Source organism: Pseudarthrobacter sp. AG30, assembly GCF_003116525.1.
Taxonomy (GTDB): Bacteria; Actinomycetota; Actinomycetes; order Actinomycetales; family Micrococcaceae; genus Arthrobacter.
In genome coordinates, this window is record NZ_QEHL01000023.1 from 1 (window position 1) to 22184 (window position 22184).

Annotated in this window: 19 protein-coding genes, 1 pseudogene and 1 riboswitch; of the genes and pseudogenes, 3 read left to right on the plus strand and 17 right to left on the minus strand. The window is 64.6% G+C overall.

Annotation, left to right across the window (positions count from 1 at the left end):
- Nucleotides 1-68: 68 nt before the first annotated feature.
- Nucleotides 69-1055 (plus strand): annotated as a pseudogene (locus tag DC347_RS18050) (penicillin-binding transpeptidase domain-containing protein); the annotation flags it as partial.
- A gap of 574 nt (nt 1056-1629) precedes the next feature.
- On the opposite strand, the gene DC347_RS18055 reads toward DC347_RS18050, so the two are convergent.
- From DC347_RS18055 to DC347_RS18080, 6 genes are all read right to left on the minus strand, one after another.
- Nucleotides 1630-1893 (minus strand): hypothetical protein, encoded by a 264-nt coding sequence (locus DC347_RS18055; RefSeq protein ID WP_109863928.1) that lies wholly within the window; start codon nt 1891-1893, stop codon nt 1630-1632.
- 395 nt (nt 1894-2288) lie between these two features.
- Complete coding sequence (locus tag DC347_RS18060) at nt 2289-3242, minus strand: M56 family metallopeptidase (RefSeq protein WP_168225756.1); 954 nt, start codon at nt 3240-3242, stop codon at nt 2289-2291.
- 11 nt (nt 3243-3253) lie between these two features.
- A complete protein-coding gene (locus tag DC347_RS18065; protein ID WP_240617848.1) occupies nt 3254-3634 on the minus strand; it encodes a BlaI/MecI/CopY family transcriptional regulator in 381 nt (126 codons plus the stop codon).
- Between the two features lie 179 nt (nt 3635-3813).
- Complete coding sequence (locus DC347_RS18070) at nt 3814-4737, minus strand: sialidase family protein (RefSeq protein WP_165838069.1); 924 nt, start codon at nt 4735-4737, stop codon at nt 3814-3816.
- A 148-nt stretch (nt 4738-4885) separates the two neighbouring features.
- Nucleotides 4886-5107 carry a hypothetical protein gene (locus DC347_RS18075; RefSeq protein ID WP_109863932.1) on the minus strand — a complete coding sequence of 74 codons (222 nt, stop codon included), beginning with the start codon at nt 5105-5107 and terminating at the stop codon, nt 4886-4888.
- Nucleotides 5104-5334 carry a hypothetical protein gene (locus DC347_RS18080; protein WP_109863933.1) on the minus strand — a complete coding sequence of 77 codons (231 nt, stop codon included), beginning with the start codon at nt 5332-5334 and terminating at the stop codon, nt 5104-5106. Before DC347_RS18080 ends, DC347_RS18075 begins: the two co-directional genes overlap by 4 nt.
- A 580-nt stretch (nt 5335-5914) precedes the next feature.
- Here DC347_RS18080 and DC347_RS22190 point away from each other — a divergent pair.
- Nucleotides 5915-6220, plus strand: coding sequence for a DUF3817 domain-containing protein (locus DC347_RS22190; RefSeq protein ID WP_165838070.1), 306 nt, complete (start codon nt 5915-5917; stop codon nt 6218-6220).
- 292 nt (nt 6221-6512) lie between these two features.
- On the opposite strand, the gene DC347_RS18090 is transcribed toward DC347_RS22190, so the two are convergent.
- The 6 genes from DC347_RS18090 to DC347_RS18115 all read right to left on the minus strand — a co-directional run bounded on the left by DC347_RS18090 (nt 6513) and on the right by DC347_RS18115 (nt 15601).
- On the minus strand, nt 6513-8828 hold the full coding sequence (locus DC347_RS18090) for a bifunctional SulP family inorganic anion transporter/carbonic anhydrase (RefSeq protein WP_109863935.1): 2316 nt from the start codon (nt 8826-8828) through the stop codon (nt 6513-6515).
- 495 nt (nt 8829-9323) lie between these two features.
- The gene (locus tag DC347_RS18095) at nt 9324-9947 is read right to left on the minus strand and encodes an isoprenylcysteine carboxylmethyltransferase family protein (RefSeq protein WP_109863936.1); all 624 of its coding nucleotides are present in this window, start codon (nt 9945-9947) and stop codon (nt 9324-9326) included.
- A 987-nt stretch (nt 9948-10934) separates the two neighbouring features.
- Nucleotides 10935-11759: a M23 family metallopeptidase gene (locus tag DC347_RS18100; protein WP_109863937.1), complete on the minus strand. Its 825-nt coding sequence runs from the start codon at nt 11757-11759 to the stop codon at nt 10935-10937.
- A 4-nt stretch (nt 11760-11763) separates the two neighbouring features.
- Nucleotides 11764-12010, minus strand: a riboswitch (cyclic di-AMP (ydaO/yuaA leader).
- A 402-nt stretch (nt 12011-12412) separates the two neighbouring features.
- Complete coding sequence (locus tag DC347_RS18105; RefSeq protein ID WP_109863938.1) at nt 12413-13051, minus strand: hypothetical protein; 639 nt, start codon at nt 13049-13051, stop codon at nt 12413-12415.
- A 148-nt stretch (nt 13052-13199) separates the two neighbouring features.
- Nucleotides 13200-14462, minus strand: coding sequence for a ZIP family metal transporter (locus DC347_RS18110; RefSeq protein WP_240617849.1), 1263 nt, complete (start codon nt 14460-14462; stop codon nt 13200-13202).
- Nucleotides 14459-15601, minus strand: coding sequence for a multicopper oxidase domain-containing protein (locus tag DC347_RS18115; protein ID WP_240617850.1), 1143 nt, complete (start codon nt 15599-15601; stop codon nt 14459-14461). Before DC347_RS18115 ends, DC347_RS18110 begins: the two co-directional genes overlap by 4 nt.
- Nucleotides 15602-15647: 46 nt before the next feature.
- Here DC347_RS18115 and DC347_RS18120 point away from each other — a divergent pair, with 46 nt between their 5' ends.
- Complete coding sequence (locus tag DC347_RS18120) at nt 15648-16322, plus strand: metal-dependent transcriptional regulator (RefSeq protein ID WP_109863939.1); 675 nt, start codon at nt 15648-15650, stop codon at nt 16320-16322.
- Nucleotides 16323-16689: 367 nt separating this feature from the next.
- On the opposite strand, the gene DC347_RS18125 is transcribed toward DC347_RS18120, so the two are convergent.
- The 5 genes from DC347_RS18125 to DC347_RS18150 form a co-directional block, all read right to left on the minus strand.
- A complete protein-coding gene (locus DC347_RS18125) occupies nt 16690-17145 on the minus strand; it encodes a hypothetical protein (RefSeq protein WP_165838071.1) in 456 nt (151 codons plus the stop codon).
- A 144-nt stretch (nt 17146-17289) separates the two neighbouring features.
- Entirely contained in the window at nt 17290-18387 is a 1098-nt protein-coding gene (locus DC347_RS18130) for a hypothetical protein (protein ID WP_109863940.1), read from the minus strand.
- Nucleotides 18388-18876: 489 nt separating this feature from the next.
- Complete coding sequence (locus DC347_RS18140; protein ID WP_109863942.1) at nt 18877-19185, minus strand: hypothetical protein; 309 nt, start codon at nt 19183-19185, stop codon at nt 18877-18879.
- Between the two features lie 286 nt (nt 19186-19471).
- Nucleotides 19472-20401, minus strand: coding sequence for a TIGR01906 family membrane protein (locus DC347_RS18145; RefSeq protein ID WP_109863943.1), 930 nt, complete (start codon nt 20399-20401; stop codon nt 19472-19474).
- A gap of 803 nt (nt 20402-21204) precedes the next feature.
- Nucleotides 21205-21699, minus strand: coding sequence for a DUF3515 domain-containing protein (locus tag DC347_RS18150; protein WP_109863944.1), 495 nt, complete (start codon nt 21697-21699; stop codon nt 21205-21207).
- Nucleotides 21700-22184: the final 485 nt, after the last annotated feature.

A 22184-nucleotide genomic window follows, 5' to 3' on the forward strand; every position in this document is an offset into this window, starting at 1 on the left:
CCGTCATTAGGTTCGGCATGTCCGGCTGGTGGGTACCGTTCGGGCCGTCCTAGTGGGCTCCGATCAGACTGTCATACTCAGGTGGCTTTCAACCTGGATCCACCATGAAACCGTTCATATTCGCCCAATGGTTAAACGAGGGCAAAAGCATCACCGCGACAGTGGATGCGTCCAAACGCGTCTACCCGGTCGGCTTCCCATGGAAATCGACGTGCGGGAAGGTTTCCGGCGCCTACAGCACGGTCCAGAAAGCTGCCCGTCTGGATGCCGCGGACGACCTCCAGAACGCCGAGGAAGGGTTCTACCGGCCCATGCCAGTAAATTACGGGCTGTACAACTCCATCAACACCGCCACATTCGCCTCGGCAGCCCAACTGGACTTCTGCGGAATCCAGAAAGTAGTCGACGCTCTGGGGGTGCGCAACGGCCTGGACAGCACGCCCGTGAACATTCATCAACTCGGCAATCTCCTGGGAGGCACCGGCGTATCGCCTCTAAACATGGCCAACGCCTACGCTACATTCGCCAACGACGGGCAATACTGTGAACCCCGAGCCCTGGTTCGCATCACGCAGGCCGACGGAAGCGAACTCCCCGTCCCGGGAACCACCTGCCGCGAGGCCCTCAAACCGGACGTCGCCAAGGGCGTGAACTACGTGCTTCAAGATGTCCTCAAACGAGGCTCGGGGGTATACATCACACCTAAGATCCCCGCCGGAACACCGGCCGCCGCTAAAACGGGTACTTCAAACAACAACGGCGCCACCTGGGTGGTGGGTTACACTCGAGGACTTGCTACAGCCTCCTTCTTCGGGGACGCGCTGGAGGGACAACAACGCGCAGGACAAAACGTAAGCATCAACGGCAAGTTCTACAAAGGCATCGACGGGTACATGATCGCTGGCCCACAGTGGGCAAATTACATGTCTCAGGTCGCCGGCCTGTACTCCACGGAAGCGTTTCCCGAACCGCCCGAGACGATGATCAGGAACCAGCCCTCAAGCCCACCAACTACGGCAGCGAGGCCGGCACCTTCAGCCTCGCCGTCCCGCTAACCCTGATCGGAGAGGGCGGTGGCGAGGTGGCTGCGCTCACGGGAACCCACCCGCGACGCAGCAATTTCGCTGCCGCCTGAATGTCGGCGACCGGCTCAGAGCGCCTGCGGACCACTCCCGTCGATCCCGCCACAGTCGTCAACCAGCTTGGCAGAGACACCGTCGCAGAGGAGTCGCTGGTCGAGTCCGTCGCGGTCCATCTCACCCACCGCCAGCACCGGTCTGTCCTCGTCGTCCCGCTCGCCCGCACCCCAAACACCATCCGAAGGAGGGCCACTGATGGAACCGCCCGCCCTTGCGCACGACCCGGCACCGCAGCCACGGAGCGTTTCGCCATCGATAGCGGCCCGGCACAAGCCACAGACGACGACACGGATCGCGGAATGAATCTCACGAGGCGCGTCGCGTCCAAGGCCCGGTCTCCTTGGAGGGCCACGGTGCCACTTTGTGCCCGATCTTCTGCCGAAGCCCGCCCCGAGCGCTCGATCGTTACATAGTCCAGCGCTTGGCGCACCTTGAGATAGTCAGGGTGGTCGATTAGGGCAGGCGCTGTGAAATCGAAGATCGACATAGGTCATCCAGGGGTACCATCGGAGCCGCCGGGAGACTCCACGAGGTCGACCAAATGCCTCATGCCTGCTTCGAGGTCGCGCAGCTCCGCGTCGGACGGCACAGCCGGGAGCCCGCGTCCTTCCCGCTTGGCGGCGCTCAGTTTTTGGTGGATCTCCGAGATCAACGGACCAGGGCCGGAGACTTCGTGGAGCTCCTCCGGCGTGAAGCCCCAGGGACCGAGAGCGAGGATCGCGCCGGCTGCCAGCAGGCCCGCCTTCGCATTCATCCCGGGCGCTTGCACGCAGCTCGGCTTCAACCACCCTCTCCAAGTCCTCGGTCCATGCTTCCGCTTCATTCGATGTGATGGTGGTCCCGCCTCGCGGCAACGTCGCCCGCACGAGGCGCAGCAGGGTGATGGCGTCGACCAGCACGCCGGAGCCGGACGTTTGGGAGGTTAGCCGCCCGAAGTAGCCGCGGAGGATCCCGTCGACCGGCTTCAGCGTGTTGAGCCCGAACCCGGTTGCGAGGACGATTTCGTAGTCGATGTGGTTGAGCACACCGTCTCTTCTATGTGCTGCATCTCTTAGTGCCCGCGCCGAGGCGTGCCAGTCGCGTAGGTCGGCACGCGCTTCGGGATTGCCGGGCCCCGCCTAAACGCGGGGAAAGCATAACCGGTCCAGGTCAAGTCGCTCTTGCGATGCCATCGGCAGGGCAGGGCGGCATCGCGCCGGCCGCGGACGCGGGGACGACCGCGAAGAACATCGGCAGGGCCAGCAATGCCCCGGTTGCCAGCGTTGCGACAACGGTCTGCCCTGCCCCCAGTGGCCGGGCAGGTGCGACGAGACGCCGGACGCGGCTCAGCGCGGATTCGTCCCCGGCTCCGAGCGCTGCCGCGGGGGTCGCGCCGTGCTCCGCCATCCGAACCAGGGCCGTGGCCACTGTCAGGCGGTCGGCGCACCGGGCGGCGTTGTCGTCGGCCAGCATCTCCACCAGCCGCCCCAGGGCGCTCCGGGCCTCGCGGAAGGCCGCCACGCCCGGGAAGGCATGACGCAGGGCATCGGCCGCTGCAAGAATGAGATGGTGGCGTCCATTCAGGTGTGCCCGTTCGTGGGCCATCACGGCGTCGAGCTGACCGCGGTCCAGGGCCGCCAAGGCGGCGCTGGTCAAAACAATCCTGCCGCCCCGGCCGGGAAGGCAGTACGCGGCCGCAGCCTGATGTTCGACCACAAGCGCGTCCACGTCACGGTGGGGACGGGCGATCAACGCCAGGGACTGCAGCTGCCGGCTTCTGGTACTGGCTGCGGCTCTCAGGCCCCTGGCCGCGCTGTATCCGACCCTGGCAAGCACGGCGAGAACGGCGAGGACGCCGGTAGTACTCACGACGGCGCCGCCCGGAGTGGAATACTGCTCAACCAGTGCCATCGCGCAGGCCCGGACGAGTTCCGCCAGATCCGTGGTCCACGGCACCACCGGAACTGCCACCGCCGCACCGGCGAGTATGACCGTGGACACCAGCGAAAAGCTCAGAGCCTGCCAGGCGGCAATGCCTATTCGCGGGCACCGCTCCAGCCAGCTGCTCCGCCGCAGCACGACAGGGCCCAGCAGCGCCAGCATCAGCCCAAGAAGAATCAGCATCACCGGAGCAATCATCGGCTGGCCTCGTTCCCTTCCGGACGGCGCGCGTCCAGCGCCTCGCGCAGTCGGGCCGCCTCATGCGCGGGTATCTGTTCCAGGAAGTGCAGCAGCGTCACTTGCCGGTCACGGCTGCCGGCCAGGACCTCGCCCATGAAGGCGGCCGCGTGCTGTTCTCGGGTCTGCGCAGGGCGGTAAAGGAAGGCCCGTCCGGCCTTTTTCCGCGTCAGCACGCCCTTGCGGCGCAGGTTGTCCATCACGGTCATCACTGTCGTGTAGGCCAGGACCCGTTCGCGCTGCAGGTCTTCGAGGACCTCGCGCACGGCAACGGGATGGTCCCGGGACCATATCCGGTCCATGACCAGCTGTTCCAGTTCCCCTAGCTGACTTGCCACAACCCGCGCCTCTCCGTGTCCGGCCGGAGCGGCCGGACTCAACTATGTTCCATAGTAATCCCCCAGGCCCCTAACGCTGAGGACTCGGCGGACAGGACAGCTGAAGTGGGCTACAGGCCCGGTCCTGCATCCACAACCAGCAGCTCTAAAGCAGCGTCCGTACGTTGGCCGGTCGGGACTCAGTTCAGAGCCTTCCAGGTCTGTCCCTGGTCGGTACTGGCGAAGACGGCAGCGGTCGAGCCTTCGGGCGCCGCGGCATAGATTGTTGTGCCGTCCGGGGAGAACGTCGCTGCGGCTGCGCCCTGGGGCACCGTCAGGGGGGTCCAGGTTTTGCCGCCGTCGCTGCTCAGGGCGCTTTCGGCCATGCCGACGGCAAGCAGCCGCTGGGTGTTGGTCGGGTCCCATGCGGCTGCCATCGCCCCGCCCGGACCGCCCAGCGGCTTCCAGGTAACGCCGCCGTCGGCGCTGGCCACAAGGCCGGCCGACATATCGGGGGCGATCAGCCGTTGCGGGTCAGCGGGGTCGACCAGGATCACGCCCATGAACATCCTGCCGGCCTCGGCGTTACGGGCCTCCCAGCTCCCACCGCCGTCGTTGCTGGCCAGCAACCCCCGCGCCGCGGTTCCGGCGTAGACGGTGCCTCCGGCACCGCCAAGGGCGTGGACATCCCCCAGCCCGCCCTGGCCCGTGACCTTGCTGAAGGAGGTCCCGTCCGTGGACCGGAACAGGCCGGGGTGCCCCCCGATAAGCGTCGTATCGCCGCTGGCTGCCGCACCCATCGGATCCGCACCCTTCAACGAGGCCAGCTGAGTCCAGGTCCTGCCGTTGTCGGCGGAGACAGCCCCGCCGTCGTGCCCGCCGACATAAAGCCGGTCCCCGAGGGCTGTCAGCACGTGCAGGTCCCCACCAACGTACGGTTTGATAGCGGCCGCAGTCCCGTCCCTGGACCCACCGCTCGTGGCCAGGAAGAAACCTATCCCGGCGCCGAGAGCGATCACCGCGGCGGTGGCGATGGCCACCCATCGTCGGCTGATCCTGCGCCCGGATTTGGAAGTTTTCGGCTGGGGTTTTTTGATGGCAGTGGGTTTGGATGCAGTAGGCACGTATTGATCCTTGCAGTTTGGGGCAGATGCCGGATGGATGGCCTGTCCGGGTCGAATGGTGTGCGGGCAGAGGCAGACCGCGGCGGCAGCACCAGATAAGTCAGCCGTTGCCGGGCTTCGGTCTTCCGCCGTCAGGTCACTATGGCGGTCAGCGGGATTCGCGGGTCGGGGTTGCCGCATGCAGCGCCGCGATCTCGTCGCGCAGGCGGGTGATTTCAGCCTCGCGATCCACCGGAGCGGCGAAATGTCCGTCGGCCTGGGCCTTGGGCGCCATGGCGCACCGGCCCCGGCGCATCGGACGCAGACAGAAGAAGTACGTGAGGGCCAGCGATGCCACAAGGACCGCCGCGGCGAGGACAAGCCCGCTCATCGGAATCCGTCAGCTGTGGCAGGCGGCTCCACGGTGGTGTCTGCGGCTTCCCGCTGGGCCGCACGCAGTTGGTCAACTTGGGCACGGAGTTTTGCCAGTTCGGCGTCGTTGTCAGCTGGCGGGGACGGCTCCAAGCTGTCTTTACCACCACGCATCATGAACCACATCATCAGCCCCATGGTCAGCGGGCATGCCAGCAGAGCCAAGGGAAGAAGCACTTCACTCATAGTAAGCCTCCATAATTCTCAGGTACGTGTCTGAGGGCTTCCGGTCGGCCGCCGGCCATGTCCGGCATGCCGTACGTCATCTGCTCGTGCATCCGCCCCGTGCCGACAGCAAGCGCGGTGCCTGTTGAAGCTACGACCGAAAGCAACGAAGCGTCGTCGCCGACGGTAGATATCCTTGTCCAGGAGCGCATTGGCGCCGCCGTCTTCCTCATCTACTAAGGCTCATAGTAATACGCAAACCGTGCGCCGGCCAACAGCCGCTGAAAGCCACCCCTGGCGACCCAGCGACGAGGCGCCTAACCTGGGTGCGGCGAAGCGCCAGGCGTCAGCTTGCGGCAAGGGCGCCATCACAGCTCAGGTGATGGCTTTCGTGCACCGACTTGTATTACCCGTTACAGCGAACCGCCCCGGCGCCGTACGCGAAGCGGCCGTCCGATGGTCACGGTAGGCCATACTTCCGCCGGAGCCCGCGGGCAGGTAGTCCCGGACTTTGACGCGGCAGTGGTACGGGTCATGCTGGCGGATCGGATCAGAACGCTCCCCGGCATTCTCCCAGCCAATGCTGCTAACTTTTGGTCCCATGGACTTTCTGCGTGTATTCCGAGTGTTGGCCGTGGCTGAAGCTGCGTCATGGCTGCTGCTTATCCTGGCAACGATCGTGAAGTACGGGATAGGGCAGGCGGGCGGAGTTCAACTCTTGGGCCCTGTGCACGGTGCGCTGTTCGTCGCCTACGTACTTCTGGCCCTGTTCCTGTGGCGGAAAAATCAGTGGACCGGCCGGGTACTGGCCATTGTTCTTGTAGATTCCGTACTGCCGACGGGCGGCTTTTCGGTTGCCCGACGAACGGATTTGGGCGCCCGAAGGGTCCCCGTACCCGTCCCGTAGTCCGCCAAACCCTCGGTCGTTCAGCACGCGCCAGCCGAGAACGTGTTCAGCTCAGGTAATTGGCAGGCTGCCCGATGCGATGCGATGCGAAGCGATGCAGAACGCGGCCGAAACGGCTTGTTCTCTCGCCGGTTTTCGGTGGAGTCGCCCGTAGTGCAGGTATCGAACGTGTAAATCAGGGATCGGCTGAGTGCCGGTCGCCGGCCGGGCCCAAAATCGTGCCGCCGGACCCATAGGCCATCCCGGGAGCGGGATGGCCTATGGGTCCTCAGACCAAGAGACGTGGACGGTGCTAAATCCTCAGGGACTGCCCGGCTGGCTGGTCGAGGTGCTGGATTCCGTCCGCGGTGACCAGGATCACCCGGGCTGTTGCGATGTCGAAGAAGAGCCCCGTGGCCTGCAGTTGGCCTTCTGCCAGTGCGGGTCCCACCAGCGGGTGGTCTTCCAGTTTGCGCAACTGCACGGCCACGTTGACCATCCCCAGCTGATCCAGGCGTCCGAAGCCCGCAGCTGCTGCAGCGGCTGCCACCGGATGCCCGTCCAGGTATGCACGGTGGCTGGGACTGGCGTGTTCGAGCCAGGAGCTGAAGGCCTGGCCCAGGCCGGAGGCATCCGGCCCGGTGCCGGATTCGGCATCTGCGATGACGGCCTTCATGGCTCCGCAGTTGGAGTGGCCGCAGATCACAAGGGAATCCACGCCCAGTCCGGTGACGGCGAATGACAGGGCCGATTCGATGGAGGTGTCCTGTCCGTCGTTGCAGACCACGTTGCCGATGTTGCGCAGGGTGAGCAAGTCGCCCGGGCCGCTGCTGGTGATCAGGTTGGGGTTGACCCGTGAGTCTACGCAGGCGATGAACAGGGTGTCTGGGTTCTGGCCGTCTGCGAGATCCTGCACGTGCGGGAGTACCTTGTCCGCGTGCCGGCGGTGGTATTTGTCGACGCCAAGGAGGATGGACCGCAGTCCCAACTGCTCGACGTCGTCCGCGTCGCCGGACTGCCAGTTCGCCCTTGGCGGCAGCGGGAGTTCCAGGGCCTCCTGACGTTGGGGAGTGTTGCCTGCCGCGTCCCGGAACACAGTATTTCCGTACTCCTCGAGACGGACCGTGCCCCCGGTCGCGGCGTGCTGTTTCTTCCAAGCGAGCAGGGCCTCGTGGAACGCATGGTCGAGATAGTCCGCGCCGAGCTCCACCAGCACGTCCATGCCTTCGGGGATCGAGTGCAGCACGCGGTTCAACCGGGGCAACGCAAAAAAACTGCAGGAACCGGCGATTCCGACGCGCCAGATACCGTCAGGGCCCGGCTTGGGCGGCAGGACATGGATGGTGGCGCGAAGGACACGCCACAACACGAGCACGGCGGCGAAGCCCAGTCCGATCATGACGCCTTCCAGGAGGTTGAGAAAGATGACGCACAAAAGCGTCACGGCGTAGACCCAGATCTCTCCGGTGCGCAGGCTGGTCCTGATGTCCGCGATCTTGATCAGGCGGGCGCCGATCACGATCAGTAGCCCGGCCAGCACGGCCAGCGGGATCAATTGGATCAGTCCGGCGAACAGGGCGGAGAACAGCAAGACCCAGACACCGTGCAGCACGGCGGACTTCCGCGTCCTGGCGCCGGCCTCCACATTGGTTGCGCTGCGAACGATCACCCCGGTCACGGGGAGGCCGCCGAGCATCCCGGACACAAGGTTTGCCGAGCCCTGGCCCACGAGTTCCCGGTTGAGGTCGGTGCGGGGACCGGTGTGCATCTTGTCCACGGCTACCGCGGACAGCAGCGATTCGATGCTGGCAATGAGCGCCACCGAAATGACCGCCATGCCCGCCGTCGCCCAACTCCCCTCGGGCAGCTCCGGCAATGCCACGGCATCGAACACGGACCCGGAGAAGGTGATCCGTTCAATCCCGGGCGCGAACGCTATCGAGACTGCGGTGCCGGCGACGACGGCCACCAAAGGGCCGGGGACCTTCCGTACGGCCTGCGGCAGGTGCTTCCATGCAACGAGCAGCCCGATGACCAGCAGGCCGAGCACCGCCGAGTGCAGCTCCACATTTGTGATCGCCTCGGGAAGCCGGGCAAGGTTTTCCAGCGGTGACCCTGCTGGCTTGGAGCCTAGCAGGACCTGGAGCTGCTGCAGGACAATGGTGACGCCGATCCCGGCGAGCATCGCCCGGACGACCACCGGGGAGACGGCCAGTGCCACCCGCCCCACCCGGCTGAAGCCCAGCAGCAGCTGCACCACACCAGCGGCGGCCGTGATCGCGCAAGTCGCGGCCCAGCCGAACTCGTCCACGAGTCCGGCAACGACGACCGTCAGGCCGGCCGCCGGCCCGCTCACCTGAAGCGGCGAGCCTCCCAGGGCGCCGGCAACGATCCCACCGACCGCAGCAGCGATGAGACCGGCCATGACCGGAGCTCCGGAGGCCGCGGCGATGCCCAGGGACAGCGGCAGCGCCACCAGGAAGACAACCAGCGAGGCCGGGGCATCGTCCCTGAAGCCGTGTAGGAACGTCCTCCTCCCGCGCGGGGCCGCGCCCCTGTGTGGAGCGCCCGGGGGCGGCGCGACGGCGGAAGGGTCGACGGTATCGGACAGGTCAGACGATAAGGCCATGATTTCCTTCTAGGGAGGGGAAGCATCGGTCCTCAACAACGTATAACGGCAAGGTAACAGGGTGATGTCCGGGGCCCGAGTGTTTGCTGAGACTGATGGTGCGTCTTGTCGACCTGAAAGAGCCGGAGATCTGCAGTTGGGGCGGCTGCCGCAGAGGCGATTTCCTACCTTGAGCTTCTCAAAGTGCTGCGCGAATTCTGCCCCATTCCTCATGGTTTCCGTCCTTGTCATTGGCCCAGCGCAGCGGGCGGGGCTAGGTTCGGTTGGCCGGCGTGCAGGATGTCCCTGTCGAAGACAGCTACATATCCCGAGGCGACCATATGAGGGTCGGGTTCTTGTGCGCGGATGCCACGGTTGCCCTTCACGGGAACAGTGTTTTTCCCTGGTGCTTTCCTCTAAGTAGCAGGTGGCGTCGGCAGCTGAAGCGGTGCGCGGTCCCGGGTGGACGGCATCAGCTGCCTGCCGGGGTTACAGACTGCCGTCCCGTGCCAGACATCAACGCTCATTCCGCTGATCAGACCGTAGCCGTCCGATGCCGGGTAGGAATCGGCCCACCCGTGAGGCGTAGTCGGTATATGCGGTGCCATGCGTACGGCGCACGTATGGCTCTTCGACACGCCGCACCTGCATCTGGGTGCCGACAAGGATGGCGGCGAACCCGGCGACCGCGACCACGTTGGGCACCATCAGCGTCAGGCCCAGGAACGCCAGGAACACGGCACTGAAGATCGGGTTGCGGACGAGCCGGAACGGGCCCCAGGTGACCAGGACGGTTCGCTCGGTTTCGTCCACACCGATACGCCAGGATGCTCCCATCGCAAGTTGGGCGGCGAAGGTAGCCAAGATGCCGAGCACGGCAAGTGCCGTGCCGACACCGCGAGCCACCGGGTGGTCCAGAACCTCGAGCGGCGCGAGTCCGGTCAGGTCTGCGATAGGCGCGGCCACGCCCGTGATCAGGGTGCCGAATTCCATGCCCCAGTGCGCCCACCATTGCAGGGATCCAGGCCCGACCGAGAACTGCCGGATCCCGGCGTCGCCCGTGCTGCGTCGCTGGATCACGTGGCGCGCGACGTCGAGCAGGGCAAAAACTCCGGTGAGGATGAGAGCAGCGACAGCCATCACCCATCACCCCTCGTCACTACCCGGTTCATCAACATTATCGAATCGCTTCCTGCCGCCTAGGCTTTTTACCATAACTTTTTGGCGATCCAGCGGCCCGGACGCATCCGCCTCCGGCAATTTCCAGATTGCTGACACTGCGTAAGCTGTTCTGCCCAGCCCGGCTTCGATGACCTTTGGTGAGTGACCGGACGCGCCCCGGACCGGGCCTCGACCGTACTTCGGAGATCAGAGATGGCGGCGTGCATCTTTCACTTCTGCGCCGGCCTGGATCCCCTCGCTTGCGCTACCGATCGCCGGTATAAACGCGAAGCTTCCAGGGGACATGATTAGCGTGTGACGAAATTCGGCCCGAGGCCTGGAGGCGGCGGGTAGCGGGCCGACCCCGCCCAGCATGTCATCGGCGTGGCGGAAAGATGCTCGGCACGGGCTCGGCGTTGGACCGCTAGGTCCTGTGCGAAAGCGCCCCAGCTTCGGTGATCCCGGCCCGGAGTCCGTCCGGCTGCAGGGCATCTCTCCGTTCGCATCAGCGGCAACTTTTGCCCTCATCGCCAGGAGCCAGCGCCAGAGATCGCATCAGATCCCGACGCTCCACGGTAGAGCCGCGCACCAGCCCGGACTGTGGCCGTCAGGACGACCCGGGTTTTCCGGGAACGTGGACTGCGCCGAACTCAGTGATCATTTCCACTTCTTCCAGCGTCAGGAGTGCCGGCAGCTCAGGCGCACGGCCATCCCGGCTACCTCTGACGTGCAGCGAGTGCACTGGGCCATATGCAGCGCCTACATCTGCGGCATTACCGGGAATATCTTGTCCCGGCACACCGGCTACGAAATCGGACATCACCAGGGCCGTCCTGAAAGCCTGTCAGACCGTCTGCACGGACTCCCGGACGAGTGCGAATCGCATGCACGAGCACATTGGCGTATCTGCATGGAAGCCGGCCGCCGCTGCGAGCAAGCTTGCGCGGAGCCCGCTATCAGTTGAATTTAGAGCCAGCCGGTGGGGTCGACAACTTTCCCGTTGACTTCAACCTCGAAGTGGAGGTGGCAGCCGGTGGAGGCGCCCGTGGTCCCACTGAAGGCCACCACGTCTCCCCGGGATACTGCCTGCCCCTTGGTCACGTTGAAGGAAGACAGGTGGTTGTATGTGGTTTTCAGGCCGTTGCCGTGATCCACGACCACGCGGTTCCCTCCGCCATACTGGTCCCAACTTGCGAAGGTGACGGTGCCTGCGGCAGCGGCCAGGACGGAAGTGCCGCACTGGGCGACGAGGTCCTGTCCCCGATGGAAATCTCCTGAACCGCCTGTGATGGGACTGACCCGGAGCCCGAACGGCGAAACTGTGGTCATCGCAGCGAGCGGAGCGCCAAGAGTTCCAGCGGAGGCTGCGCGGGTGAGGGCACCGGCCGACTGGGCACTGAGCAGTTGTTTCAACTTGCCGTCCGGGTCCGCCTTCGTGGCTACCGGGGAGCGGCTGAAGTCGATTCGAGCTCCCGGCGCCGCGGAAATTTCAGGCTGTGGGGCGGCGGAAACGGCGGACGCGGCCTGAACGGGTTCCTGGGCGGCCATCACAGGGCCGGTCACCGGAACAGTCACGGTGAGTGCCAGGCCCGTTGCTGCCAACGCGATGCCGCCCTTCTGGCCGATACCGCTGGAGGCGGCGAAATCAGTGATCTGGCGGAAGGGTCCCCGGCGACGGCGTGCTTCTCGCTGCGGATCGCGGGGCCTGTCCGCGGTAAACACCTCGGTCGCCCGGCGCGCCGAAGCGGGGCCTGTCGCGCGTCGGCGGCCCCTGGAGTATTGCCTGGCCAAGATTTTTTCCTCTCCGGGTAAGCCTGCGAAGTTAGCTGTCGGATTCGGGTCAGAGAGTTCAAAGACCCGGTCCGCCGTAACAAGCACTCTGCGCAGAGATGTCCCCGGAAGGATTTTTAGCTGGATGAGGGCTTGCTGCTGACGGACTTCACCCCAAGGCAGTCCTGCGACTGCCGGTTATGGTTCCTCCGCCTCTGCCAGTTGGTGACTCGTGCACCTGATCCGCTGGCAGAGCTTGGCTCCGGATCAGGTAACGCTTTGGTATCGATGCTTCAGGCTCCACTATAGCTGACTAATCGGACCGTAATCGTTCCGTTAGCTTTGCGGAAGGGGCGTCACGGCATTACGTGCGCCGGGTCAGCGCAACTGGAGGAGTCGGGGTCTCGCCCATCCCGTGCTGCTCATCGTCGCTTAAATATGGTTAAGGATTCGGAACGCCATCATTTGGCCTTGACCACTATCGGCCCGTCGCCTTTGATGCCGTCTGCCGCCTTTGCCCCATGTGGCGGCGGCTGCGGAAGCTCTGACGTCGGACTTGATTCTTTCATTTGCCAGAAGGGCCCGTCCGAACCACATGAGACCGGCAATACTGACTTCACCCGCAGTTCGTTCGGGTGGAAACCTTCGCATTCTCCGGTGGGAACAGCGGATCGTCAGGGCAGCCTGGGCTTCCGCCGGGCGTCCCGGCGTCCCAGGAACACCGCCGCCCCTCCCGCCATCAGGCTCAGGATGAGAAGCACCCAGCCCCCGACCGTGAGGGCTGACGCCGCAGCCACCGCGCTGGCATCGGGCGTGGCAGGAGCAAGGGCGGCGTCAACGGCAGCGTTGGCCCACAGTCGGATGATGACGAAGAGTATCGGCGCCATCCACAACGCCCAACGCACGGTCTTGACGGCCACGTTCGTGCCGATCAGCAGGAGCCAACTGAAGCCGAAAATGAGAGGAAACAGCGTCCCCGCGGTTTTGTGGACGTAGCCGAGCTGCCCGCGGGCGTCATCGTCCATGGCAGCGCGCAGCTGCCCAACATACTCGGTGGAAAAGCCGCCCACAAGGGAATCCGGCATCGCGAGACCGCCGGACAACTGCGTCATCTGGTTCAGCGTGAGCAAGTGCAGGTACCAGAACAAGAAAAGGCTGGCTACGACGCCGGCAACAACGATCAGGTTGCTGTTACCTTGCGCCTTTTGCGGCGACCGGCTGGTTGTGGAGTTGATCACAGGAGGCAGTTGGTGGGCGGGGACCGTGGCTTTGCTGCCGTGTTTTTTGATGCGCTGGGCGGGAGTCTTGGCCATGGCCTCATTATCCCGCGCCAGCTTGATCCATCAGGACAACAACCTGATCGAACAGGTCGGGACCGGCGGGATGGATCCCTACTGTCTCAACGGCTGCTATGGCCAGGTGGCATGGCACGGGCCTCCGCCGGCACGGGTTTGGCCGGTTTCAGGCCACGACGAGCAGGCCGGTGCCGAACATGACGGCCAGGCCTGCCACGATTCCCCCGGCGGTCAGCGGCGTGAAGGTCTTTCCTTCGGGGTCCTTGAGCATTGGCAGGAGCTTGACAGCGACCTGGCCGACGGCCCCGGCGCCGAGACCGAGGAGGAATGCGCCCAGGGTGGGCTGGTACACGGTGGAGCCGATCAGTGCCCCGAGCACGGCAGGGGCGCCGGCGATCAGGCCCAGGACGGCGAGGCGGGCAAGGGAGGGTCTTGTTCGGGCCATGGGGGTGACGATGGCAAGGCCTTCGGTGGTGTTGTGGATGGCGAAGCCGATGATCAGGGAGGCGCCCAGGGCCAAGGAGCCCACGGCGTAGGCCGAGCCGATGGCGAGGCCCTCTCCGAGGTTGTGCAGCCCGATGCCGACGGCGATCAGCAGGGCCAGCCTGCGCGGCGAAAGTGCGGCGGGCTCCCCTGTGGTGTGCAGGTCCTGGTGCCGGCGCATCCAGGCGTCGGTCGCCTCCAGCACCAGGTAGGACAGCAGCGCCCCCAGGATCACGACGAGGGGTCCGCCGAAGGCGCTGGTGCCGGCGACGAGATCAAAGGCCTCAAGGGTGGCGTCGAAGGTCAGGAAGGCCAGCAGCCCGACGGTGACGCCGAGCAGTCCGCGCACCCAGGCGGCGGAGGAGCGCCGGACGAAAGGCATCCAGAGCATTCCCAGCGCCACCGGAATGACTCCGACGTAGACGCCGAGCAGTGCCATCAGGCCGAAAAAGGAGCCGTCGCGTTCGGGGCTCAGCGCGGCGGCGTCGATGGCGGCGGGGATCTTGCCCCCGATGGAGGTCACCAGGGCGATCTCGTAGGGGTCCCCGTCCACCCAGTGGTAGCTGACGGTGATGGTGCTGGTCTGCAGCGGGGCCATGGTCTCGGTGGTCTGGGTGAAGGCTGCGTAGTAGTCCGAGACGTTGACCTGGGCGATGGCCACCGGGTCCGGGCCTTCGTTGCGGACAGTGATGATGATCTGGCCCGGGGTCAGCCGGACGTCCTCCACCGCCACTTCTTCCTTGGGTGGAACTCCCTGGCCGAGCCGGGACAGGCCCGGGCCGTTCAGCAGGGAAAACAGGCCCAGGAGGACGGCTATCAGGACCAGGGGTCCGAGACCGAGCAGCCACCGGGGTTTCGGCCGCCGGACGACTGTCTGATCTGTTGACCTGGATGCCGGCGCTGACGTTGATGCCGGTGCGGCGGGTGTGGTGTGCGTGCGTGTCATGATGCGCTCACCTCGAAGAAGCCCATCCAGCCCAGTTCGGCGAATTCGGTCTTGTGCGCGTGGAACATGTACTTGCCCGGATACGGGAAGCGCAGCTCAAGCATGCCGCGCTGGCCCTGAACCTGGGAGATGGTGTCCGTGTATTCGCTCGGTGTCAGCATGGTCCCGGTGGGGTAGTAATGGAAGAAGTTCCCGTGGACGTGGAACGAGTTGATCGGGTCGTATTCCAGCACGTTGATCAGGTGGATCCGCACGAGTTCGTTCTGTTTGACCTGGACCGGGTAGTCCATGAAGTGGAAGGGCAAGCCGTTGACGGAGTAGAACTCGTTGTCGTCCCCGCCGTCGGTGTTGTAGCCGTTCATGACCATCACCATCTCGTCATCGGCCTTGGGCCGGCCCTCCTTGGGTTCGATAATGAAGGCCCCGTAGAGGCCTTTGGCGATATGCGGGGCCAGCGGTGACTGGTGGCAGTGGTACAGGTGCGTGCCAAACGGGGTCGCATTGAACTCGTAAGTGAAGCTCTGCCCAGGGGAAATGGACCCTGGGCCGATTCCCGGAGTGCCGTCCATTTCGGCCCTGTGGACACCGTGGAAATGCATCGTGTGCGGGTGCGCCCCTGCGTTGGTGAAGTTGATCCGCAGCGCATCGCCTTCCCGGGCCCAGAGCGAGGGTCCGGGGATCCGGCCGTTATAGCTCCAGCCCGGAAACGTCACCCCCGGAGCGATCTCGAAATCCTTGTCCACCGCCACGATGTCCCACTCCCGCAGGGTCCGCCCGTCCGGCAGGGTGCTGGTTTTGCCGCGGTCAAAGTCCCGCAGGATGGACGAAGGGTCAATCCCTGCCCGCTCCACGGGCACCGATCCGGTGGGGAATCCGGCATGCCCGGCCTGTGTCATCGCCACCGATGCCGGGGTGCCTGCGTTCGCAGGCTTGTTGGCGGCCGGTGGCTGCATGGCGCCGTGATTCATGCCTTCCGGACCTGAGGTTTCCCCCGGGCCTTTGGGTTCCGGTGCGGTAAAGGCCGACAGCGCGGGCACGGCAGCAAAGGCGGCGGCACCGGACAGCATCGCCCGCCTGCTCGGCATTTTGGACTTTGCCGATTTCAGGGCGTCCACAGGACCTCCATCTTCAAACATCATTGTTTGAGAAGTCTAACATTCATGTTTTGTTGATAAAATCTCTGTTATGCCTGTATCCGACCTGACCCATTCCGCCCAGGACTACCTCAAGCTGATCTGGACCGCCACCGAATGGTCCGCCACGCCGATCACCATTAGGGTCATGGCCGAGCGCTTGGGGGTGACCCCGCCCACGGTCTCCGACGGAATCCGGAAACTGGCCCGGCAGGGACTCCTCTCCCACGCCCCCTACGGCAGCATCGAACTGACCGATCTCGGACGGGAGCATGCACTCACCATGGTCCGTAGGCACCGGCTGCTGGAGACGTTCCTGGTCGAGGTGCTCCACTATGGCTGGGATGAAGTCCATGACGAGGCCGAAGTGCTCGAGCACGCGGTGTCGGACGCCCTGATCGAGAGAATCGACGCCCACCTCGGCCATCCCACGCATGACCCGCACGGTGACCCGATCCCGACTGCGGACGGTCAGCCCCATCTTCCGGCCGCCGGCCAGCTAACCACCGTGACCCCCGTCCGCGGCGTCACCATCACCAGGATCTCGGACGCCAACCCGGACATGCTCCGATACTTCTCCGAACTTGGACTCCGGCCAAACACACGATTGACCGTCCTCGGCCAGCGCCCCTACGCCGACGTCACCAGCGTCCGCGTTGAGGACAGCGGAAACGAAATCGATCTCGGATCGGCCGCGGCCGCTTCGATCTGGGTTGTCTCCAGCTAACGGGCCGTTTTAGATCTTTCGCATGCACAACGTTTTCGTTCCGGCCAGAACCAGGACGTGACTGTTGGTGACCGGATCCAAGCCGTAAGGGAGCCTGAGGGGGGTTGCGTGCGTCGGGGGATCGAGGCCCGCACGATGGCACTTATCTCCGCGCCCACGGGCACACCCCTGACAATGACGGCGGTCCTGGTGCAGGATGCGCACACTGTGTATCCCTCTCCGGATACCGGGCCAGCGGTATGCTGCGGTTTTGTTGAATGAGTTTTGGGCCACCGGAACCCCCTCCCGCAAGGCCTGGTCTTGGTGCCATGGTCCTGATCGGTGCCGGAATCGTTCTCAACGTGGTCGGATGCTCAGTGGGTGCGGCTCAGGCCTGACGCACGCCGTCGGCGTCCAGGAGAAGGTTTGCGGTGATGAACTTTGGGCACTGCGTGAGCTTGGGCGTGAAGGTAATCGTGCGGACGGGCAACGGTGACCCATCGGCGCCGACACCCGACACCGTGGCGTCAATAGGATCCTCCGTGATCAGATCCAGCCAAAGGTGGCCATAGAGTGTCCCGTCGGGAGACGCGGTCGGAGGGCACACGGCATCAGGGCCCTCGCAGCCTTCGTTCACGGGCTTGGTGCCGGCAGCCAGCGCCAGGTCACCCTCCTTGCACACCCCGGACTGGCATGCCTTCAGGTGGACAATGCGCACCGCCGGGACATAGCTTTGCAGGACAGTCACCGTCACCACAGGGGCCTGGGCAATCGCAGGGCATGACGTGACCGGTGACACGCATGCCGCGGCCAGCAAAGCTGTGGCCAGCCAAATCCTGCGCATGCTTCAGCGTAGATACGGTGCGCCGATCCCGGGCACCCCCACCGCATCCAGGTATGCGGAACCGCCATCGAGACCGGATCTTTACGGACTGTCCTTCAACAGCGCCCCGGATATTCGGTGCCGCTGGCTCCTTGCCAGAACTGCTTACTCCGGTGACCTGGCCACATTCGACGATGTCATTCCAAGGACGAAGACGGCGGCGAAGGACACCCCCGCTGAGACGATCACTACTCCTGTAACCATCTCCGGAGACCACAGAACGGGTTCTGCGGCGGCCACCGCAACAAGCTGTCCCGGCCAGAGCAGCAGAGGCAGCAGGGGTGCCATTACGAGTTCCCGAACCCGCACAGAGGCACCAAGCCCACCCAAACCTGCAAGCGCGAGGTCAGCGCCCGCGCCCGCGGCCGCGGCGGCCATGATGACGCCGGGGTTGGGGAAGTCCGCCAGGACGGAGGCCAAGAGGGCAAGTGATGTGACGAGGAAGGTCACTGTTCCCGGGACGGCCAGTCCGAAACGAATCAGGAGCGCCAGGGGAACCACGATGACCAGCGACGTCACGAGGTAGCTGGCAAGACCGGCGGACGCGATCGCCTCTCCCGTTATGTGTTCAGCTGTTCCTTCGGGGGCATGTGATATGGCCATGGTCGCCTGGTCCGCCAGAAACCCGGACAGGTAGCTGAGGGCGAAAGCGGCGACGGCGGTTATCGCCGTTACGGCGAGCAGGACAGGAACTCCCGTCAGCCGTGAGGATGAACCGGCCCGCAGCCGGGAAGCCCTGATGGGTCCGGAGAACAACAAGGCGCCCCCGGCGAACAAGACCAGATGCGTGGGACTGAGCAGGGCGTCGATTCCGAACTCCACACCGAAAAGCTGGTGCCAGACCATGTCGGAGATGCCTCCCACGCCAAAGACGGCGGCGCCCGCAACGGCGTGCCCATAGCCGGCGGGAACAACGGCCAGGCGGGCCACTCGCTGGCGAGCGGCCGCGCGCCTGCCAAGCACGGCCAGCCATCCCACGAGCATCAACAGGCCCCCATACAGGAAGGCATGCCATGGAGTGAAGAAGGAATCAGGCAGGCCAAGAACATGGGCACGCCCATCCAGGTATACGGCGGTCACAATCAGAAGACCAAGAACCGATGTGACCAGATCCTCGGCCACCAGTGTGGGCACCGCCCGCCCTGGCACGGCGCCGCTGTGCTGAGCGGACGACGAGGACTCGCTGCTGGACCGCACCTTCATGAAGGACCTCCTCTGTTGGCTTCCGGAAGGGACGGGTCTTCGCCTGGCTCTGCCAACACCGCCAAGGTATACCGCTGGGCGGCGTATCGGTCAACGGGCTTTTGGGGCCGTGCTGGAAACAGTACGTTCGTGGGTTTAGCCGATGCATCGAGATCCGGTCTGGTACGGGAAGGCCGCGCTTGAGGGTCGTCAGGGGTTTGGACAAAGGCGTCCCCGCACTTGGGGACGCGGGTGCCTGCGTGGACCTGGGCGAATTTGCTGACAATCTGCCCGGCGCTGTTGAGTTCAACCCCGATATATTGATGATGAACGCCGCGTCGGACCAGCCAGCGAAGGTGCAGACGTACGCTGCACCGGCGAACCCGCTGCCGCTTGGACTACTCCTCGCCGCTCTTCGATCTGGGGGCGGTCCTTGCCTCGACGGCTAACCCGGTCCGCTTTCCCGGAAAGAATCAGGAATGATCCGTTTTCGACCGCCGACGGCCGGCCTCAGGCACCTGAGTTTCTGGCCCGGCGCTGCGCCACGTAGAAGATGCCCCCGCCCAGTGCCAGCAGCGCGGCCGCGATCCCCGCGACCAGGGGCGCGTTCTCATCATTGGGTCCTCTGACCTGATCCGGGACGGCAGCTGCCGGCGCCGTGGCCGGCGGGGAGGTGGCCGCAGATGCGGAACCGGATGACATGGCGGAGCCGCCATGGTTCATGCCGGGCATGCTGCCGCCGGAGCCATCTGAGCAGCCAGCCAGCGCGATGGCTGCGGCGATCGCAGCGGCCGGGATGGTCATGTACTTCTTGTTCATGAAAATTTCCTTCAAGACATCAACAGACGCTGGGCGCCATCGTCAAAGCGCACGCCAGCTGAGTGCAGGGTTTCTAAAATCCTGACCGGTGTACGGGTATCGGCTGGCAGCAGAGGGTTCATAAAGAGGCCGGAGCGATGGCAGCAATCGGCCGGCATCGGGTCTGATGGGTGGTGGAAAGTTTGGCTGGGCTCGTGTCTTTCGAGGCCTTGTCCGTTGACGTTGCGATTCAGAGGTATATCCGTGCCAGTTCACCCAGTCTGAACAGGATGCCGGCCGGACAAGTTCACCGGGCATGCGCTGTCATGCCTCTGTTGCCGTCCTCGGGAAGTCGTGGCCGCCGGACGGGCCAGCCGAAGGCAACAGTGAGCGTGGTGACGAGGAACACGAGGGCGGCGATCGTCATCGCCGCGTCGGTCCAGAACTGTTCGGGAAACAGCCTGATCAGCGTGTCATCTACCCGGAACGTCCAGGTACCGGCGGCGAAGAACAACGCATGGATCTGAGTAAAGAAAGCTTCCCAGGCCAGGACCGCAAAAACCGTCAGCGCCACGATCAGGGCCAGCGTCAGCGCCGCCCCGGAGAACAGGGCCCTTCGGACCGCTCCGTGATACTTGCGGGCGAGGTACACGCACGAGGCTACAGCGGCCAGAAGCATCACGAACGCCACGAGGAAGGAGACCGAGAGGACACCCTTGACGTCCGCCATGTGTCCCACTTCGCTTTCAAGGAACAACCTTCCGCCCTCTGCGTTCACGAGTCTGCCGAGGTATCCGGCCGGGGCGAGGTTCAGAACATAATCGAGTGTGTAAGAGCCGTAGATCAGGCGTTCTTCGGTGGAAAAGCCGAAGCTGTCAGCCGGAAATCCGGGGCGCTGGTATTCGACCCAGAGGAACAACGGCGAAGTCACAGCCCGGACGGCACCGGCGACCACAATCACCGGGAAGAACACCGCCACAAGGACCTGAAGGAATCGTCGGAACAGGGATCCTGGGACGGCCGCGTGCCCCCTCGAAGGTGCGCTGTCGGCGCTGGTGGGCAAGTCGCTGGTTGATCCCCCGATGCCCGGCCCGGCTGTCGCTGGGCGGACCGGATCCCCGGGGCGGCCGGTGATGTCGCCGGCGGTTTCCTGGCCTCCCGCCAGCGGTTGTGGCGGAATCCCGGGAGCGTCTCGCGGGGATTCCATGGTCCTGCGGGGGTTTTCAGATCCGGCCATATGGATTCTCCTTGACTGTGCGCCGTCACACCACGCACATCAGTGCGACTTCTTCTTCCAACAAGGCTACAGGTCTCCATAGCCGCCGCGCTTTCGATTCCGCAAGAGCCGGCCGCCGCACGGAAGGGTCCACCGTTCCCGCCTGCCGTGCCAACTCCTTTTACGGAACGGCGGGAACCAGCCGCCTCGACGCCATGGATGGTCACCGTTGACCGGTCGAGGAAGTCCAGCATCACAATTGAGAACCGGGATCCGCCCACCCAAGAATTCGGACCGCCAAGGGATCACGGTTTTCGATGGGCATCAGCGCGGACTTCTCGAGCCACACCAGATGCGACCTTCCGAACCCTGGGTCCGGGCCGTTCTCTTATTCGGCAACACAACCGAATCCGTACAGGAAAAACTGCCGGTCTTGACCGCGAAATTAATCTTCGTCGTGAGTCCTTGGCTCGGCCTGCGAAGTCGAGCGTGACCAGGTAGCCCCTGAGTGCCAGTTGATTGATCGTCCTGGCCCTGCTCCGCCCCGACGACTTCGGCATAAACGCAGTTCACGCTGTGGCACACCGGTGAACCCGAAACTTCAGCACCCTGAAGTTTCTTGGCGCCGGGTCCAGCGCAGCGCGCGTAGAATTCGCCAGCCGTAGCCGCATGCTGCACAGCCAACTGGGAACCCAGGACCGAAGCCGCTACGGTCCGGCCCTTCACGGTCATTGACCGGAGTCACCGCGAGGGAGGGGTGCGTTTGGCCGGATCTGCATGCTTGGCGAGGTCTGTGGGACGCACTGTGGCGGCTCTTTCCTACCTCATCTGGTGTCTTCCTGCCCGAGGCACCTCCTTGTTGCCGGGATCTTTCCAACCGCATCGGCAAGATCGGCCAGGACTGTTGCCGAACTGATCTTGTCCGGATCCATCAGGATTTCCGTAGCAGGCTCGCGGCCGAAGGTGGTCAGTGTCCACACCGGGTCCCCTTCCTTGATAACCCAGTCGATGCCGTTGACGCTGACGCACCTGTCAGTTGTGGGGCCAGGTACGTTGACACCGCAGCGGAGGATCACGCGGGATGGATCTCCCCAGGCGGACGTGGCCTGGCTGTTGGTCTTGCGTAGGGTGGCATCCCCGATAGCGTCGGGAAGAGCCACCATCATCGGTGCACAAGCGGGGTTTGCCGCATCCTTCGCGGGTGTTACGTCCACGACTGGGGAGCAGGCTGTGATCACAACCAGGATTGCCGCTGCTGCTGGAAGACCGAACCATCGGATGGGACCACTGACGGTGGTAATTTTGTGGAGCGGGCGCATTTGTCCACCCTATCCGGTGCGTGGGATGGCCCCCCGCGCTGGGCCCGGAAGGATATATGGCAGCCGGCTTTTGAGGCTGAAACTGCCGTTTCAAAGCGAAACGTGGGCATCCCGAACACGTAAAGGCACATCCAAAATCTGGGGATTCCTGCCATGTTCGAGGGTACAAGCGCCGGTTTCGATGCCCTGCTCGGTGGTCCGCATGCCCAGGCAAGCGCGGGTCGGTTCATTTCAACCAGCTGACTCCGGACCATCCCGAAATTCGTGCCTCGGTCGTTACTTCTCCCTCTTCCGGCGAGGGTGCCTAGCCCCAGGGGAAAGACCTATCCACCCCCTGCGGCCGGTCAGCAGCACTCAGGGGCGCCCCGCTCCCCCGGTTATCTGCGCGCGCAACCCGAAGGAGCCGCAGTCACGTTGCAGGCGTCCTGACCGTGCCGGCAACGTGTGGGCGCATTGATTCAAAGACAAAGCGGCCGGCTTTGACC

Excerpts from the sequence above, each read along its gene's own strand:
- DC347_RS18075 (WP_109863932.1), bottom strand. The coding sequence starts at position 5,107 with ATGAGCGGGCTTGTCCTCGCCGCGGCGGTCCTTGTGGCATCGCTGGCC.
- DC347_RS18080 (WP_109863933.1), bottom strand. The coding sequence starts at position 5,334 with ATGAGTGAAGTGCTTCTTCCCTTGGCTCTGCTGGCATGCCCGCTGACC.
- DC347_RS18150 (WP_109863944.1), bottom strand. The coding sequence starts at position 21,699 with ATGCGCCCGCTCCACAAAATTACCACCGTCAGTGGTCCCATCCGATGG.
- DC347_RS18055 (WP_109863928.1), bottom strand. The coding sequence starts at position 1,893 with ATGAATGCGAAGGCGGGCCTGCTGGCAGCCGGCGCGATCCTCGCTCTC.
- DC347_RS18125 (WP_165838071.1), bottom strand. The coding sequence starts at position 17,145 with ATGCGCAGGATTTGGCTGGCCACAGCTTTGCTGGCCGCGGCATGCGTG.
- DC347_RS18095 (WP_109863936.1), bottom strand. The coding sequence starts at position 9,947 with ATGGCTGTCGCTGCTCTCATCCTCACCGGAGTTTTTGCCCTGCTCGAC.
- DC347_RS18105 (WP_109863938.1), bottom strand. The coding sequence starts at position 13,051 with ATGGCCAAGACTCCCGCCCAGCGCATCAAAAAACACGGCAGCAAAGCC.
- DC347_RS22190 (WP_165838070.1), top strand. The coding sequence starts at position 5,915 with ATGGACTTTCTGCGTGTATTCCGAGTGTTGGCCGTGGCTGAAGCTGCG.
- DC347_RS18115 (WP_240617850.1), bottom strand. The coding sequence starts at position 15,601 with ATGATGTTTGAAGATGGAGGTCCTGTGGACGCCCTGAAATCGGCAAAG.
- DC347_RS18120 (WP_109863939.1), top strand. The coding sequence starts at position 15,648 with ATGCCTGTATCCGACCTGACCCATTCCGCCCAGGACTACCTCAAGCTG.
- DC347_RS18140 (WP_109863942.1), bottom strand. The coding sequence starts at position 19,185 with ATGAACAAGAAGTACATGACCATCCCGGCCGCTGCGATCGCCGCAGCC.
- DC347_RS18145 (WP_109863943.1), bottom strand. The coding sequence starts at position 20,401 with ATGGCCGGATCTGAAAACCCCCGCAGGACCATGGAATCCCCGCGAGAC.
- DC347_RS18130 (WP_109863940.1), bottom strand. The coding sequence starts at position 18,387 with ATGAAGGTGCGGTCCAGCAGCGAGTCCTCGTCGTCCGCTCAGCACAGC.
- DC347_RS18090 (WP_109863935.1), bottom strand. The coding sequence starts at position 8,828 with ATGGCCTTATCGTCTGACCTGTCCGATACCGTCGACCCTTCCGCCGTC.
- DC347_RS18060 (WP_168225756.1), bottom strand. The coding sequence starts at position 3,242 with ATGCTGATTCTTCTTGGGCTGATGCTGGCGCTGCTGGGCCCTGTCGTG.
- DC347_RS18110 (WP_240617849.1), bottom strand. The coding sequence starts at position 14,462 with ATGACACGCACGCACACCACACCCGCCGCACCGGCATCAACGTCAGCG.